Raw genomic sequence first — 16019 nt, 5'->3', positions numbered from 1 at the left:
TCTCTTCTGCACCGTATTCCTTATATTATATATAGCCGTATTCTGCATAATGGCGGCAAAGGTAAACAAAGTTGGTGAAACACACAAATGTTTTCTTAAAAAGATACCGTACACTTTTTCGAGTAAATATCATCATGTGTAAAAAAATAATGTTATCTTTGTACCGTCCTTAGATAATCATTGGCATATACATTCTTTATATACTATTATTTAATTTAAAATTATTATTATGGAAGGAACAAATGTTCAGCCGAAGACCTACCTTGTAGAGTCTATCTTAGTTACCCTTTTCTGCTGCTTGCCGCTCGGCATCGTGGGCATTATCAATGCAGCAAAGGTAAGCTCGCTCTTTGCACAGGGGCAGTATGAAGCAGCTGTAGCAGCCAGCGAAGCCGCTAAGAAGTGGACAAAATACGGTGCGATTGCCGGTGTTATCGTGATTGTTGTCTACATCATACTCTACGCTACAGTATTCTCTGTAGCACTGTCTAACGCACACTGATGAAGAAATGGGGGCTACTGTTGCTGTTGTTGGCGGCGACGGGTGTTTACTTTACGTATAGTCCTGCCCACAACGAGTGGTTTCCCAAATGTCCTTTTCTGTCGTTGACAGGTTTAAAATGTCCGGGCTGTGGATCGCAAAGAGCGATTCACAGCCTGTTGCATTTTCGTATGGGGGATGCTTTCGGATATAATGCGTTGCTGGTGATGTCGATTCCCGCAGTCGTCGTTTTGGTCTTCGCGGAATGGAAACGCACGCAGATGCCCGCCTTTTACCGGCGATTGAATAGCCCCGCAACCACGCTTATCTGCCTTTTTGTGGTACTTCTTTGGGCTGTTGTGCGCAATATCTTTGGCTGGTAAACCTCACCGTTCCCCTTACCTTTTATATATTACAACACCTCTGGAAGCGTATATAACCGCGTGCCGTGGCTACCTTTGATAAGAATGTGGTAGCCTTCCGGACGTTCTTTTTCGAGTGCCTGCTTCACTTCCTCCACATTTCGGAACTTGCGGAAATCTGTTTCGGTCTGGCCAAACTCTTCACCCACGAGCCACACGGTATGGATGGTGCTGTGGCGAAGACCGTCTACGAGCTTTTGATGTTCGGCATGGCTCACCGTTCCCAACTCTTTCATATCGCCTAAAATCGCCATTTTCTTGGGCACGTCCATCTCTTCAAAGTTTGTCAGAGCGGCATTCATACTCGTAGGATTGGCATTATAGGCATCGATGATAAGACGATTGTGAGCGGTTACGGCCAACTGCGAACGGTTGTTCCCCGGCGTATAGTGTGAGAGAGCATGGTCTATTTGTTCAGGCGCGATGCTGAAATATAGTCCGACGCAAGCGGCAGCGAGCAGGTTCGTAAGATTATAAGACCCGATAAGTTGTGTACCGACATCATGCCATGCATCAGTGCTGTGCCGCCAACGAAACTGCAACAGCGGTGTCGATGATGCCGCCTGCCCCTCTATTAAAAGGTTTTCTGCCGGACGGCAACCGTATCTGACGAGGTTCAATCCTTGGGATATGTCGCACAGATAGGGGTTATCATTGTCGATAAAGACGGTACTTTTAAGCTTTGTACGTAGGAAATCATAGAGTTCTCCTTTGGTTTTGATAACGCCCTCAAACGACCCGAAACCTTCAAGATGTGCTTTCCCTACGTTCGTTATCATCCCGCAATCGGGCTCTGCAATGCCGGCGAGGCATGCAATCTCCCCCGGGTGATTAGCACCCATTTCAATAACGCCCACCTCGTGTTCGGGTTTCAGGCGCAACAGCGTCTTGGGCACGCCGATGTGGTTATTGAAATTGCCTTGTGTATAGAGCACATTGTATTTCTCGGCTAATACGGCAGCGATGAGTTCTTTGGTGGTAGTCTTGCCGTTCGTCCCCGTGATACCGATGATGCGGGCGGGCATTTGGCGGCGATGATGACGTGCTAAATCCTGTAGAGCTTTCAGACTGTCGGGCACCATGAGGTAGCGGTCGTCGTCGGCATTTGCGTATTGCGGCTCATCGACAACGGCATAGGCGCAACCGGCCTCAAGGGCTTTTGCGGCAAAGGCATTGCCATTGAATGTATCTCCATGCAGAGCGAAGAAGATACTATCTGCCGGACAGTCGCGCGTATCAGTAGTAATGACGGGGTGGCGGGTGAATATCTTGTATAGTTCGGCTGTATTCATTATCGGTTAAGATTTGTGGTTTTTCGTTTGTGTGGTTTGGTTCGCAGTTTCCATCCCGTCCAAAGGCACCATGCAATGGCAAGACCTATGAGAAAGATGTAGAGAATGTTGTTGCTGCCGCCAAGAAAGGTGTAGATGCGTCCTGTATGCACTTCGAGCGCAAGGGCGCGGAGCGATATCGGGAGATCGGTCATGCGGGCTGGCATGGACAATGACGGGGTACCCGAATAGTAATCGACCATGCGATGGCCACCTGCGAAATCTGCCGTATAGCCGGCCACGGCATTACTCAAATCGGGGATGCGGCTCACTTTGCCTGCAGGTTGATGGTTTCGATAGTCGAACACTTGACCGGTCTTTCGCTGCCAGACGTACAATCCGTTGAAGGAGCCGATGAGCCAATTGCCATGTTCATCGCGTTGCTGCACGTTGATGCCCATCACGCTCACGGGGGGGGCAGGTTCTACAGGCCATGGGGCATCCATGAAGTGTTTGAGAGAGAAGAAGCCGTCGGAGGTATAAAGCAACCAGTCGCCCTCGTTCTTGTCGTAACGCAGGGTGCGTAGTTTCTCGTGCCAAGGGTTATCACTGTCCAATGCGCTGCCGGGTATGGGGGGAATCTTGGCCGAAGCAATGGCGATAAGAGCGGGTGGTCGTAACAACCAGCCCGTAATACAGATAAAGAGGGTTAGCACGATGGTAATACGTCCCACGGCATCGTGCCATGAAAAGAGTTTCCGCATGAGGCGTGCCGGACGATGTTTCATCACGTGCGGAAACAACCAATAAAGCACGCCCGACAGGCTGAGGAAGATGAGCACCAAGGCAATGGCATCAACCACAAGCCGGCCGGCAAGGCCGAAGAGTTCGCCGCTATGTAGCTGCCATATGGTTTTGAAGAGCGATACTTTGCCGTCGGCATCATCGGTGGCCGGTAATATGATTTTGTGGAAAGTGCGATAAGGCGGTAAAGACATGTAGATGTGGGAACGACCGGTAATGATAAGCGTATCGCCGAGCGTGGAGATGTCGCTCAAACGTTCGTTCTCGTCGCGCGGCAAGATTCGCTCCTGCCATCCGTCGGGGTGACGATACTCATAGAGCCCGTAGGCACCCGCAGCAAAGAGATTTCCCGATGGCAGGATGGCAAGGCCGCGTATGTTGCGCATATCTGCACCTTCCGGCAGACCGGCATTGAAATCTTTAAAGGCCGACGCTCTGGCATCGGTGAGCCAAATACCGCTATTACCATACACCAATACACTGTTGCGCCACAGGAGCGTACCGCGAAGCAGACCGCCGTTCCACTGCTTATAGCGATAATCGGTGGGCAACAGGCTGCGGCTCACATTGACATCCGAGAACACTGAGGGGTGGTTGAGCACCAGCCCGGAGAGACAAAACATGATGATGAAAAAGGCAAGCACCAGCCCGAAGTAGCGGTGATGTCTCACCCAAGTCTTCTTTTTCACAACAGCAGGATTTGATTGCGGTTGCGAAAATACGTATTTTTATCGGAACGTGCAAGCCGTCGGCTCGTTTTTCTTATCCTGCCGATAAATGCCAATACCCTGATGGGCAACAGCAACAAGACAAGAGGCTATCGGTGCGGAAGGCTCACCGATGGCTGTCGATACTCCGTAGCATACTACTGTGCTACGGCTTCTTTTTTCGCTATTTCCTTGGGTTCACTCTTCCGGTGTTTCACCTTAAAGGCATCGAACCCTAATCCGTAGACACCAATAACGGCACTCTGCGACACAAAGGCATGGGGGTCTATCTGTTCGATGAGCTGAAAAATCTTCGACGATTCGTTCTGCCGTGCCAGCACAAACAGCATCTTCACTTCTTTACCCGAGTAACAGCCTTGCCCGTTGATGATAGTGCATCCACGTTGTGCGCTGGTGTTGATGGCCTTGCTTATCTCTTCGTGCTTCTCCGAGATGATAAAGAACTGTACCGAACGTCGGGTAAGGTTCACCACGTGGTCTACACATGTCGAGGAAATGAACAGCAATACATAGCCATAAATCACCATTTCCCAACTGTGAAGCACGAAATAACTGCACGTGATGATGGTGATGTCGCACAGCAGGATGGCATTTCCCAGCGAGATGTCGCGGTATTTGTTGATGATGGCGGCTACCACATCCGACCCTCCGGTGCTACCGTTAGCCGACAGTCCTAACCCGATGCATGCACCGAGGGCACAACCTCCGATGACTGTAGCCATAAACGGTTGGTTTGCCAGCAACCCTCTGCCTTGCATGAGGTCTTGCATGAGTGCCGTAGTGGCTGTAAAGACGATGACGGCATAAATGGTACGAATGCAGAATTTAAGACCGAGTATTTTCAATGCCACTGCCAACAATACAATGTTGAGTACGAAATAGGTGGTCTGTACAGGTATGCCAAAACCCCAATAGAGTATGGACGAGATACCCGGCAAACCGCCTAACGTGATGTGATTAGGCAGTAGAAAAATGACCCACCCCGCACTTCCTACAGACATGGAAATGGTTAATAAAATGTAGTCACGTAGTACGCTGAATTTACTGTTTGTATTTCCCATATATTTCTTTATCGTTCTTTCAAAGGTCTTTCATGGAGAGAATACTGAAAAAATAGGCAACTTTCAATCTGAAACCTTGCAACCGTCAGTCCTCTTTATATTTTCCGTGCAAATATACGAAAAGACTTTGATATACCAAGATTTTGATTCGTTTTTTTATAAAATGTCGTCGCGCTTTCCGTTTTTCCTCGTGTGCATCGTCTTTTGCATGGGGTTACAGATTGTAAGTACATGGAGTTTTTTGCATGGAAAGTATCACAGGAAGACGATATCTTCTGATGGAATTCATATTGAAAGAGTAGATGAGCAGTCTCATAACCGATAAGGAGGTAACCGTTCCACGGGTACAATGGGGTAAACCGTAAACGTCTGGGAATCAATCGCATACAAAGTGAAATGAAAAAGCTATGCTTTGCCACGCTAAAAGCTATCCTTTTAGACGATGGAAGCATAGCTTTGATACCCTGAAAGTTATCCTCTTAGAAAACAAAATGTAGCATCCTGATTTAGGTTGGTGTTCCTAATAAGGTTGACAGTTCTTGTGGGTAAAAGATAGGAACCATTGCTTTGCGGATAACGTGAATTATTGTATATTTGCACCCTATAAGCACCCGTCATGAGAAAGTGCTCGATAGCGTTTCACCTGTCTTGTGATTACCAAGCAAAGAAAATCAGATTTGGAATGAAAAAGGAAACAATTGTCCTGCGTGACCTCTCCATTGGGTATGGTGGCAAGAAGGGTTCGGTGAAGACGGTGGCTTCCCATATCAATGCATCGATATGCAGCGGTGAACTCACCTGTCTGCTCGGAGCTAACGGCGTGGGAAAATCCACACTTTTACGCACACTTTCCGCCTTCTTACCGAAACTCTCGGGTGAAATCATGCTTCAAGGGAGGGAACTCAGCAGCTATACGGAGCGGGAGATGTCGAGGCTCATCGGTATTGTGCTTACCTCACGCCCGCGGGTGCAAAACATGACGGTAACCGAGCTGGTGGGTATCGGCCGAAGTCCGTACACCGGCTTCTGGGGTACGCTTACCCATGCCGACAAGGAGGTGGTGGAGCAATCTCTGAAACTTGTAGGGGTGGCTTCATTGGGGCGTCGCACGATTCAGACGCTGAGCGACGGTGAACGTCAGAAAGTGATGATTGCCAAGGCGCTGGCACAGGAGACTCCGGTTATCTATCTCGACGAGCCTACAGCGTTTTTAGACTTCCCCAGCAAGGTAGAGATGATGCAGCTCTTACGCCGTTTGAGTAGAGAAACGGATAAGACTATTTTTCTCTCTACGCACGACTTTGAGCTGGCTTTGCAGATTGCCGACAGACTTTGGCTCATGGAAAAAGACAAAGGAGTGAGCATCGGCACTGCCGAGGAATTGGCCAACAGGGACGTGCTGAGCCGATACGTGGAACGGGCAGGCATTGTGTTCGATAAGGAGACATTGCGTGTAAAGATACTGAAAGAATGAAGGCCGACCGCTTCCGACACGGACATGTGGCCGACCTTTTTGTAGAAAACAAATGAGAAAAAACCGAGGACGATGTTGCAACGCGACTATATCATGCGCCTGATACAGGAATTTATGGCTGCCTTAAAGCGGTTGCTGGAGAAGAAAGAGGGCAGAGAACGACAGGAAATGCTCGAACAGTTGTACCGCCAATATCTGGATGATTACACCTTTTACCATACCTCTTCAATAGATGAGGTAATGGGGTCGTTTACGCGTTACCCCGAAGACGAACGCATCTATCGCATGGAGATGCTGGCCGAACTATATTATGTGGAAGCAGAGATGCGCACCGGAACGCTGTGTGAAGGGATACAGCAGCGGGCACTAAGCCTGTTTGACTTCATTGATCGCCATAGCGGTACCTATTCGCAAGACCGTCTGACAAAGATGGGACGGCTACGGACGGCCTTGTATCATACTGACAGCAAAGGTGCAAAGCCGGAAAATACCCGAGAAGACAATGGAAAATAAGTATTTAGAACAATACCTGACAGACAACCTGCGGGCATTGCAATGCAAGGAACTTGAGATACTGAAAGAAATAGACCGCATCTGCCGCAAGCACAATATTGATTACTGGCTGGATGGCGGCACCTGTTTAGGCGCAGTGCGCCATGGGGGATTCATCCCGTGGGACGACGACATAGACATTGCCATGCGGAAAGAAGATTTGGCACGCTTCGAGATCGTAGCACCACGTGAGTTGCCTCCGCATCTGTTTCTTCAGACACAAGAAAGCGACCCCTCGCGCCGCCTTCCCATCACGAAAGTACGCGATTTGAATTCGTATTGCGTGGAGGCGATGGATGATTTCACGCAGCCTTATCAAAAGGGAGTATTTGTAGATATATTCCCCTTTATCAATTATCCCGATGTGAGCCGGCAGTTCGTGAAAACGGTGGTGGGTGGCATCAATAAGAGTATGGCGGTGCTTTCGGCCAAGCACACGTATTCGTGGCGTTCAGTTGCAGAGTTCTTCTACTTCCATGCCAAGAAACTGTGGCTGATGATGCTGTGGCGTTCAGCCAACTTGTTGCGCAACACGGATACGTATATGTGCAACATTCTTGTGAACAACGGCTACGGCATAACGCATCGTAAGGATTGCATCTTTCCCACAAAGGATATTCTCTTCGAGGGCATCCCCTTTAAAGCGCCGCGACAACCCGATGTTTATCTGACCGACCTTTATAAGGATTACATGCAACTACCACCTGTGGACAAGCGGAAAGTGCATGGCATCTTCTTCATGACCGATTTGGTTTAGCAAGGCATCTTGGAAAAGGTGTGGATACCTTTTATATAATATTGGTAGAGAATGGAGAAAGGTGTGCGACCGGCTCCCGACGCTGGCACTTGCAAACTTGTAGCCTGTATCTCGCGGCGAGAGACATCCAGCTCCCGTTTCCATGAGTGAAAGTCGCGGCGTGCGCGTCTGACTGCACGGAAATCACCGAGGCTACGGTCTTTTATCAGCATCACAAGAGCTGCAAGTGCGTCTGTCAGACAGCGTATTCGCATCACGTGGCGCAAGTCGGCATCGGGCAGACATTTGTATAACATCGCAAGATTGTTTCTGAAATTGAGGTAAGTCTTCATCGGATTACCCTTGGGCAGCGTGCCACCTCCGAGATGATAAACGCAGCTTTCCGGCAGGCAACAAATCCGACGGCCGCGCAGACGCAACCGCCAACAGAGGTCAATCTCCTCACTGTGGGCGAAGAAGCGCGGGTCGAATCCCCCTACGGCATGGTAGTCGGTAGCACGTATCAGCAAACAAGCGCCGGTGCCCCAATGTATGTCGGTAATATTATCATATTGCCCATCGTCAATCTCCACGTTGCCAAACACTCTTCCACGGCAGAAAGGGTAGCCGTAACAGTCGATGAATCCTCCTGACGCGCCGGCATACTCAAACTTATCATGGTCAAGAGCCGACAATAACTTGGGCTGGCAGGCGGCCACATCGGCGTATGTGTCCATGAATTCGAGCAACGGAGTAAGCCAATGATGGGTCACTTCTACGTCGGAGTTCAACAACACGTAGTATTCGGAGTCTATCTGCGCCAGCGCACGATTGTAGCCCTCTGCGAAACCGTAGTTCTTGTCGAGCATAATGGTATGACATTGCGGGAAGCGGTCGGCCAGAAGCTCAAGGGAATTGTCGGTGGAACCGTTGTCGGCCACATAAATGTCGGCCTCCTCGCGGGAGTAGTTGATAACGGAAGGCAAATACTGTGCGAGCATATCGGCACCGTTCCAATTGAGAATTACGATAGCTGTCTTCTTCATAGCAAGAATGGTTTAGGGGAGTGTAATCTTCAGAGCAGTCTTATTGTGGGTAAAGTCGCCGAGCACAACGTGGACGAGATGGTTGTCGGGAGCTTGACCGCGCAGTTCCACACGGATGTAATTGCGTGTAAAACCGTGCATCACAGCTTTCCCGTGTGTGCCTTTCTCAAGCAACACCTCGGCGGTCGTACCGATGTGTTTGGCATAGAATGCCCGTGTCTTTCGGTCGGATAACTCGAGCAATCGCTTGCTTCTTAAACGCTTGTCGTGGTCGCTCACGATGTAGGGAATACGCAGTGCGCGTGTGCCCGGTCGCTCGGAATAAGGGAAAACGTGGAGCTGTGTAATGTCGAGTGAGTCGAGAAAGCGATAGGTCTCGTCAAAGTATTCTGGCGTTTCTCCTCGCGCACCGACCATCACGTCTACACCAATGAACGCATCCGGCATGTAACGGCGTATGGTATCCACCTTCTCGGCAAAGAGCTTCGTGTCGTAATGCCGCTCCATAAGGCGCAAGACAGCATCACTACCCGACTGCAAGGGGATGTGGAAGTGGGGCATGAAAGCTCGGCTCTCAGCACAGTAGGCGATGAGTTCATCGTCGAGGAGGTCGGGCTCAATACTGCTGATACGGAAGCGCTGAATGCCCTCTACACAGTCGAGAGTCTTCACAAGCTCCAGTAGGCCGAGACCTTCGGCCGTGCTGAATTCTCCGATGTTCACGCCGGTGAGTACGATTTCTTTTCCGCCTTGTCGGGCTGCTGTTTCAGCCTGTTCCACGAGCGATTCGATAGAAGGGTTTCGGCTTCTACCGCGAGCGAAAGGTATTGTGCAGTAGGTGCAGAAGTAGTCACAGCCATCTTGTACCTTCAGAAAGTAACGGGTGCGATTACCTCGGGCGCAACTCGGTGCGAAAGAACGAATCTCGGCAGTCGTGCCGGTAATACTGCAAGTGGTATGCTTGCCAGCAAGTTCTTCGCTCCAAGCGCGAGAAAGGTGCTGTATGAGGTCGGCTTTCTCATTAGCGCCCAGCACAAGGTCTACCCCTTCAATCCCAGCGATGGCATCGGGGGCGAGCTGTGCATAGCAGCCGGTGACGACAACGAATGCACCGGGATGCTCACGCACCATTCGTCGAATAGCTTGCCGGCATTTGTGGTCGGCAACCTCTGTCACCGAGCATGTGTTGATGAGGCAAATGTCTGCGTACTCTCCCTCTGCGACCGTCCGCACGCCCATTTCCTGCAATAACTGTCCGAACGTAGATGTCTCCGAGAAATTCAACTTACAGCCCAATGTAAAATATGCCGCCGTTTTTCCTTGGAAAGCAGAAGTATCTATCATTGCACCTTATAATATAATAACATGTGAAAGTGAACCATATCCGTAACATGGAGGCCACATGTCTCTGAAAGTTGCAGCCTTCCACGTCGTAGAACGACATGCAAAGATACGAAATAAACACCGAAGAAGGGGACGGCTTCCGTAAGAAATACGAAATAAACAGGGATGCAGCTACCTGTTCCGACGGAAATACTCCGTTTTTCTTGCTCGTTCATTCGTCAACAACTATATTTTTCATTATATTTCTTCTAAAAACCACCTTAAAATGAATGATTTATAAAAAAGTCACAGTAAATGGTGAAAAAAGTATCTAAAAAAAGAACAACCTATAGAAAAAATACTTACCTTTGCAACGTTTTAATAAACAACTGATTGTTTTACAGATTTAAAAAGCAAAGAAAATGAAAAAATTAGTTTTAGCATTTGTAGCTGTAGTAGCTATCTCTTTCGCATCTTGTGGTAACAAAACCGCTCAGGCTCCTGCAAAGGATACCGCAGCTGTTGATACCGCAGCCGTTGATACTGCAGCAGCTGACACTGCAGCAGCTGATACCGCAGCAGCTCGGATGTAATTGAGGCGAACTCAAAGAGCTAACGACCGTCGGACTCAGTCCGGCGGTTTTTTTATGTCATTACCCGATGACATACGGAAAAAGTGCAGACCGTCTGTTACGAGGTCTGCACTTGATAATTCCTACCTGTGGCTCGGGTGCTGTACCGAGTACAGAGAAAGAAAAGGAGAGTGGAATAATGAAGCGTCAGAAGACCACCTTACGTGTGGTGCCGTTGCTGTATCTGACAATGTTGATACCCTTGCTTGGTTGACGACTAATGATACCGGCCGGTGTAACATAGTAAATCGGATAGACCTCTTCTTGCTCTGTAATCATCTTTCCAATACCGGTCGTCGCACCGGTAATTACTGTCCATCCCTTGGCTTTTGCAGTAGCGATGTCGGCTTTGTCGGCATCAGGCATAGTAATATTGAGAATACGAGCCCAAGCACGATTGTAATCGTTGATGGTCACACCCGACACGTCTTGCAACTGCCCGATAAGGTCGTTCATGGCTTGCAGTGCGAACTCATTGTTTTGCAACGACAATCCCTGCACTTTCTTATTGGCAGAAAGGTCAAGCTCTCCTAACCGGTTATCTTCGGCAGCTATCCATTGCAGGTAGGTGTTGTGGCTGAGGTCGAGGCGATCGATGCGGTTGCTGTCGCATTCCAACCATGTGAGCGTTTTGTTCTTACTAAGATCGAGTTCATTCAGTCGGTTATTGTCTACTTTCAGCCAGCTCATGTTCTTTAGGTTTGTTACCGTAATCGTTGTCAGTTTATTGTGATTCAGTTTCACCTGCAACAGATTATTATTATCGGATAGATTCACTGATTCGATATTATTGTGGCCAGCTATGAGGATTGAGAGAAGCGAATGTCCTACCGTGGGAAGGGTGTTGAGGCGGTTGCGTTCCACGTTAAGATACCTCACATTAGGGTTCTGCGAGAGGTCGAGTGTCTCAAGAGCGTTGTTATAGAGATAAACACCTTCGAGCGTGGTGTTATACCCTGTTTTTACCTGTGTCAGTAGGTTGTTGTCTGCCTTGAGGGTTTTCAACTTCGTACTGCCGGAAAGGTCGAGCGTAGTAAGGTGGTTGCCGTCGGCATAAAGCTCGGTGAGAGCGGTTACTCCCGATAGGTCGAGTGTGGTAAGGCGGTTACCGGAACAGCGTAACTCTTCGAGGCCCTTGCGGTCTTTGACATCTATTTCGGTCAACAGATTGTTGCCGAAGTTTACGTTTTGCAGCGTGTTATGAGTAGGTACCGTGAGTTTGGTATATTGATTATCGGAAATGTCCACTTTCGAGAGTTTGATCATATTTGAACAGTCTATCTCTCCGGCGAGTTTGTTATTGTGTACGTCAATGACACGCAAGAACTTGTTGTTGGTCACATCGAGCAATTCCAACTTGTTATCTTCGGCATACAGGCCGGTCAAATAGGGCGCCTGCTTCAGGTCGAGTTGTTTGATACTGTTGCCGCCTACCTGTATTTGTGAGAGAGAACCGGCATTGCTGACAGTAAGTGCCTCAATACCTAAGTTGCGTGCTCGCAATAACATGATTTTGTCGCCGTAAACCTTTATGGTTTTCGACTTGAGTTCTCCTTTATAATAGGCTGCTTTGCTGTAAGTGGCGAGCACGCCGTCTCCCCAGTCTATTTTAAATTCGTCTCCTGTCTGACCACCGATGGCCAATTCCACACTCTTACCTGATTCTTGGAAAGTGATAACGATGTTCGGGGTCGTCTGCTGTGCATTGGCCACGAGAACCATTGCCGAAAGGCAAAGAGTAAGTAAATTTTTTCTCATTGGATAATGTTTTTAAAAGGTTAAATGTATAAAAGTCTTTAGGTATATCTGATAATCGCTGTGATGGCAGTTTGTAGATGATTGACATCTCTTTCTATGTCGATGAATCGCTTGCCTATCGCTGCAGCTTCACCATTTGCTCTCCGTTCGTCCCTTTCAACCTCACAAAATAGAGGCCGGTGGGTAATCCGCCCATGTGCACATGGCATTGGTCGGTTTGTAGAAGCAACTGTCCGTCTACCCCATACACAAATGTGTGGTGTACACCTTGTGTAAAAAGCATGCCGGCATCCTTCTTGTAGACATATCCGATGGTGGATGTCGATGGTGAAGAAGCTACTCCGGTCGTTCCCAACAGTTCCTGCATACCCGCCAAGGCATCGATTTGCCCCATTCCGTATCGGTTATCCGACAACTGTCCCATGAGCATCTCCCTGCGTGCCGTCTTGCTTAACAGCGTCCTCACCTTGGCAGCTGTCAGTGTGGGATGCGCCTGCAACCAGAGTGCCATGATACCCGTTACTGCCGGTGCCGCCATAGAAGTCCCGCTCTCCACATACCAATAATAGGGTTTCCCACCGATTTGTCGGCTATAGACTACGTCGGTTGCCTTTACCGTCTTCGGCGCAGCAAAGCTGTTATATGAGGAAACCACAGCTGCTCCCGGGGCAACAATATCGGGCTTTATACGGCCATCGCTGCACGGGCCAAGGGCAGAAAGCGGGTATCGTTCACGGAGTGTCCATGGCTTAATTGTCTCCACTCCTGCGATGCTCATGTATCGATTCTTCGAGACGGTAGCCCCAACGGCTATCGGTTCGCGGCCTGTAGCCGTCATTGCTATGGTACAGCGTGCCGACCCGTCGGTATACCCTTCATGTCCTTCTGCCGAGAAGTTGCCGTTGTTGCTGTAGGCCATGGCTGTTCCTTGCGAAGAGCGAAGTTCTACTGTCCACTCCTCATCCGGTTGCAGTGTGTATCCCACATGGAATGTAAGGGCGAAGGCTCCTGTTATGCTGTTGCTTCCACAAGTGGCTACCAGCGATGCTCGCTCCTTATCCATTGTCCCAAACCGTTCATATTTCTCTGTCCATACCTTGCCTGTTGTAAAAGTATGGTCAAAATAAACCTGATTTGTCTTTTTATCTTTCAGCAGCAGTCGCACGGTACAAGTCTCACTCGGGCGTGCTTCCACAAAGAGTTGGTCAGCTCCTGAGGCCGGCATTTTCCAGATACTTTTCACTTTGCTGCCTGTGAGCGTGGAATTACGATGTCCCTCGTTTCCTACGGCAACGGCCATCAGACATCCTTGCCTGTCTTTCAACAAGTGGTCTATCATCCTCGCCATCAGTCCTGTACCATCTTTGAATCCTAACATAGAACCGAGACTGATATTGATGGCAATGGGACGTCCTGCCTGCTGTGCATACTTCACTAAATAATCTACCCCGTCTACAATGCCTTGTTCCGTTCGATTGGTGGACACGAGCACGAGTTTTGATTCGGGAGCCATGCCCTGATAAGGCGTAACGGCACTGCCGGCTGCAATACCTGCTACATGGGTACCATGGGTCATCAAAGTGTTGTCGTGCCCTGCTGCAGCGATTGCTGCCGGTGTGTCATAGACGCTGCCATAACCATAGGTACTCAGCGAAGTAGTCGGTGCATTCTGGTCCCATACGCTGAGAATGCGGCACCGCCCTGCTACATCGGCAAAATGGGGGTGCGTAAAATCGAAACCGGTGTCGATGATACCCACAAGCACACCGGCACCTTTATACGACATGGATAAATCTGTACCGGCATGCAAGGTATTTACTTGTGTTTGCAGGCGCACCTCATCGGTCATGGGCTTCACTGCCTCCCCCATAGACAAGCCTTTAACGGCGGAGTCGGCAGCAAGGTCGGCTACCATTGAGCAGGGGATAACAGCCGTATACGTATCCCCGCATCCGACGTTGAAATGCACGTGGTATTGTTGTTCGATGCGGGTCTTCGCTGTTTCATCGGCAAAGGTAATATAGACATGCACGGCACTGTCTTCCCGCTCTTGTACGGGTGCTGATACGAGCAGTCCCGCTCTTGCATCGAGCTTAGCCGACAAGACGGTGCATTGCTGTGCATGTATTGGCAGTAAGCCCCATAGACAACAGGCCGCAAAAGTCAATATCTTTCTCATGATAGCGGTGTAAAAGCAGTGATGAAAGTCTGTGTCTCCGTGCTGATGCGGTAGAGAGATGCAGACTTTCATGGGTTCACAAAGTAGGAACGATTATCTTACAACAACTTTCATTGTGGGTTGTTTCCCTGCAGAAACCAGATAGATACCGGCCTCTTGTAAGCTGATATCTGTACCGACAGCTACTACCCGACCACTGATGTCGCGCACTGTAACAGTTTGTCTCCCTATAATGGAACGCCCATTCACGACGATGTCCCCTTCCGTTGTTGCGGAAGTAATGCCTGTCACTCCAGGCTGTTCCCATGACAGTATGGGGAAACCGCGGTTGATGTTTCTACTGTCTGATACAAAAGCATGGATGTCCAGCAAATGATTCAGCTTTACGATTGCATCGTCGGCCTGTAATTCTGCCTCGGTAAGTGCGGTAGCTGCATCGTCTTTCACGCCCGACAGTGCCTCCACATAATAATTGTCTGCCCATACAGCAGTGTTCTTGTCGTTCTCTCCGATGATGGCGTGAGGCGTACTCATGAAGCTCTTCGGTGCAGTCACTTTGCCTGTTTCGTAGCAATTCTTCACCGTCACCCCATCGTAAGTGATGCCCACAATACCGCCTACAAAGTAAGACTTACCCGTCACGGTGCCGACATTGTAACAGCCTCTCACCGTTGCCGTCTTGTCTATCTGACTGACGATACCGCCGCAAATCATGCCGGTTGCGGATACACTGCCCTTGTTTGCGCAGTATTGTATGGTACTCGTTCCGGTGGCGTAGCCCACAAGACCACCGCCGAAAGTGGTTGCACTGACGGTGCAGAGGTTGACACTGTTTTCCAGCAATCCGCCTTCCATCACGCCGATGATGCTACCTATAATCTCACCGTCTACGTTTATCTTGGAATGCTCACCGATGGTTACGTTTCTGATGATACTGCTGTTGGCGGTACAGGCAAAGAGGGCTACGCCGCCCAACGATACCGGCTGCCCTGCAATTGAGCCGGTGACAGCTGGTGCTTTGGTGATAAGCAGGTGGTCGATGGCCTTATGGTTGCCGTCGAAGACACCCTTGAAGTAGAGAGAGTTGTCGGTGGTTTCGTTGGTCTTCGGGTCTGTACTCTTGTCGTATTTGCCGATAATGGGGAACTCCTTGTCACCCATGTTGAGGTCGTTCGTCAACCGAAAATATTGGTTTTCAAATGTGTCGCCATTTCCCACACGTTTCGAAAGATAGGCCAATTGTGAAGGCGTCTCTATCAGATAGGGGTTACTCACTGTTCCGTCGCCGGTAGTCCATGTCGTGGCGGCAATGCCATCCCATACTTGTGCCAATGCCTGCAAGGCAATAGTCAGTAAAAAAGATAAAAGGTAGAATTTCTTCATTGGTTTTAGTATGATTCATTAAGTGTATAAAATGCTTCTTCTATGTGTAATGCCCACAGAAATGTTTACCCTAAGCGGGATTCCTCCTTCAGACAAAAGGCAAGCGAAAGAGCCATGTAACACTGTTTTTCGGCGTTTCCCTGCTGTTTATTACTCGCAGTCTGTGTAA

The 16019-nt window shown here is 49.3% G+C and carries 13 protein-coding genes and 1 pseudogene; 6 read left to right on the top strand and 8 right to left on the bottom strand.

Features of this window, described 5'->3' with window-relative positions:
* The first annotated feature begins 229 nt into the window (after positions 1-229).
* Together HMPREF0658_RS08940 and HMPREF0658_RS08935 are read left to right on the top strand one after the other, a co-directional pair.
* Complete coding sequence (locus tag HMPREF0658_RS08940; protein ID WP_006950323.1) at positions 230-502, top strand: CD225/dispanin family protein; 273 nt, start codon at positions 230-232, stop codon at positions 500-502.
* Positions 502-864, top strand: a complete 363-nt coding sequence (locus HMPREF0658_RS08935; RefSeq protein ID WP_006950322.1) for a DUF2752 domain-containing protein — start codon at positions 502-504, stop codon at positions 862-864. Before HMPREF0658_RS08940 ends, HMPREF0658_RS08935 begins: the two co-directional genes overlap by 1 nt.
* A 29-nt stretch (positions 865-893) precedes the next feature.
* Here HMPREF0658_RS08935 and HMPREF0658_RS08930 read toward each other — a convergent pair whose 3' ends face one another.
* The 3 genes from HMPREF0658_RS08930 to HMPREF0658_RS08920 form a co-directional block, all read right to left on the bottom strand.
* Positions 894-2195 carry a UDP-N-acetylmuramoyl-tripeptide--D-alanyl-D-alanine ligase gene (locus tag HMPREF0658_RS08930; RefSeq protein ID WP_006950321.1) on the bottom strand — a complete coding sequence of 434 codons (1302 nt, stop codon included), beginning with the start codon at positions 2193-2195 and terminating at the stop codon, positions 894-896.
* Positions 2195-3667, bottom strand: coding sequence for a PepSY-associated TM helix domain-containing protein (locus HMPREF0658_RS08925; RefSeq protein WP_006950320.1), 1473 nt, complete (start codon positions 3665-3667; stop codon positions 2195-2197). The genes HMPREF0658_RS08930 and HMPREF0658_RS08925 overlap by 1 nt, the downstream gene beginning before the upstream one ends.
* 176 nt (positions 3668-3843) lie before the next feature.
* Positions 3844-4767, bottom strand: coding sequence for a YitT family protein (locus tag HMPREF0658_RS08920; RefSeq protein WP_006950318.1), 924 nt, complete (start codon positions 4765-4767; stop codon positions 3844-3846).
* 682 nt (positions 4768-5449) lie between these two features.
* Here HMPREF0658_RS08920 and HMPREF0658_RS08915 point away from each other — a divergent pair.
* The 3 genes and pseudogenes from HMPREF0658_RS08915 to HMPREF0658_RS08905 form a co-directional block, all read left to right on the top strand.
* A pseudogene (locus HMPREF0658_RS08915) lies at positions 5450-6214 on the top strand (ABC transporter ATP-binding protein); the annotation flags it as partial.
* 99 nt (positions 6215-6313) lie between these two features.
* Positions 6314-6754 carry a DUF6483 family protein gene (locus tag HMPREF0658_RS08910; protein ID WP_006950315.1) on the top strand — a complete coding sequence of 147 codons (441 nt, stop codon included), beginning with the start codon at positions 6314-6316 and terminating at the stop codon, positions 6752-6754.
* Positions 6744-7550, top strand: coding sequence for a LicD family protein (locus tag HMPREF0658_RS08905; protein ID WP_006950314.1), 807 nt, complete (start codon positions 6744-6746; stop codon positions 7548-7550). Before HMPREF0658_RS08910 ends, HMPREF0658_RS08905 begins: the two co-directional genes overlap by 11 nt.
* Here the strand turns inward: HMPREF0658_RS08905 and HMPREF0658_RS08900 are convergent.
* A complete protein-coding gene (locus HMPREF0658_RS08900; RefSeq protein ID WP_006950313.1) occupies positions 7547-8575 on the bottom strand; it encodes a glycosyltransferase family 2 protein in 1029 nt (342 codons plus the stop codon). The two genes, HMPREF0658_RS08905 and HMPREF0658_RS08900, sit on opposite strands and share 4 nt — an antisense overlap.
* Positions 8576-8587: 12 nt before the next feature.
* Complete coding sequence (mtaB, locus tag HMPREF0658_RS08895; protein ID WP_006950312.1) at positions 8588-9919, bottom strand: tRNA (N(6)-L-threonylcarbamoyladenosine(37)-C(2))-methylthiotransferase MtaB; 1332 nt, start codon at positions 9917-9919, stop codon at positions 8588-8590.
* 401 nt (positions 9920-10320) lie between these two features.
* On the opposite strand from mtaB, the gene HMPREF0658_RS11690 reads away from it, so the two are divergent.
* Positions 10321-10491, top strand: coding sequence for a hypothetical protein (locus HMPREF0658_RS11690; RefSeq protein WP_006950310.1), 171 nt, complete (start codon positions 10321-10323; stop codon positions 10489-10491).
* A gap of 186 nt (positions 10492-10677) precedes the next feature.
* On the opposite strand, the gene HMPREF0658_RS08890 is transcribed toward HMPREF0658_RS11690, so the two are convergent.
* The 3 genes from HMPREF0658_RS08890 to HMPREF0658_RS08880 form a co-directional block, all read right to left on the bottom strand.
* Positions 10678-12288 (bottom strand): leucine-rich repeat domain-containing protein, encoded by a 1611-nt coding sequence (locus tag HMPREF0658_RS08890; protein WP_139047749.1) that lies wholly within the window; start codon positions 12286-12288, stop codon positions 10678-10680.
* Between the two features lie 115 nt (positions 12289-12403).
* Positions 12404-14467 (bottom strand): S8 family serine peptidase, encoded by a 2064-nt coding sequence (locus tag HMPREF0658_RS08885; RefSeq protein WP_006950308.1) that lies wholly within the window; start codon positions 14465-14467, stop codon positions 12404-12406.
* Positions 14468-14560: 93 nt separating this feature from the next.
* A complete protein-coding gene (locus HMPREF0658_RS08880) occupies positions 14561-15850 on the bottom strand; it encodes a hypothetical protein (RefSeq protein ID WP_006950307.1) in 1290 nt (429 codons plus the stop codon).
* Positions 15851-16019: the final 169 nt, after the last annotated feature.

Source organism: Hoylesella marshii DSM 16973 = JCM 13450, assembly GCF_000146675.1.
In the GTDB taxonomy this organism is placed as follows: Bacteria; Bacteroidota; Bacteroidia; order Bacteroidales; family Bacteroidaceae; genus Prevotella; species Prevotella marshii.
This window is presented reverse-complemented; position numbering and strand designations above follow the sequence as displayed.

Excerpts from the sequence above, each read along its gene's own strand:
- HMPREF0658_RS08940 (WP_006950323.1), top strand. The coding sequence starts at position 230 with ATGGAAGGAACAAATGTTCAGCCGAAGACCTACCTTGTAGAGTCTATC.
- HMPREF0658_RS08935 (WP_006950322.1), top strand. The coding sequence starts at position 502 with ATGAAGAAATGGGGGCTACTGTTGCTGTTGTTGGCGGCGACGGGTGTT.
- HMPREF0658_RS08930 (WP_006950321.1), bottom strand. The coding sequence starts at position 2,195 with ATGAATACAGCCGAACTATACAAGATATTCACCCGCCACCCCGTCATT.
- HMPREF0658_RS08920 (WP_006950318.1), bottom strand. The coding sequence starts at position 4,767 with ATGGGAAATACAAACAGTAAATTCAGCGTACTACGTGACTACATTTTA.
- HMPREF0658_RS08910 (WP_006950315.1), top strand. The coding sequence starts at position 6,314 with ATGTTGCAACGCGACTATATCATGCGCCTGATACAGGAATTTATGGCT.
- HMPREF0658_RS08905 (WP_006950314.1), top strand. The coding sequence starts at position 6,744 with ATGGAAAATAAGTATTTAGAACAATACCTGACAGACAACCTGCGGGCA.
- HMPREF0658_RS08900 (WP_006950313.1), bottom strand. The coding sequence starts at position 8,575 with ATGAAGAAGACAGCTATCGTAATTCTCAATTGGAACGGTGCCGATATG.
- mtaB (WP_006950312.1), bottom strand. The coding sequence starts at position 9,919 with ATGATAGATACTTCTGCTTTCCAAGGAAAAACGGCGGCATATTTTACA.
- HMPREF0658_RS11690 (WP_006950310.1), top strand. The coding sequence starts at position 10,321 with ATGAAAAAATTAGTTTTAGCATTTGTAGCTGTAGTAGCTATCTCTTTC.
- HMPREF0658_RS08890 (WP_139047749.1), bottom strand. The coding sequence starts at position 12,288 with ATGAGAAAAAATTTACTTACTCTTTGCCTTTCGGCAATGGTTCTCGTG.
- HMPREF0658_RS08885 (WP_006950308.1), bottom strand. The coding sequence starts at position 14,467 with ATGAGAAAGATATTGACTTTTGCGGCCTGTTGTCTATGGGGCTTACTG.
- HMPREF0658_RS08880 (WP_006950307.1), bottom strand. The coding sequence starts at position 15,850 with ATGAAGAAATTCTACCTTTTATCTTTTTTACTGACTATTGCCTTGCAG.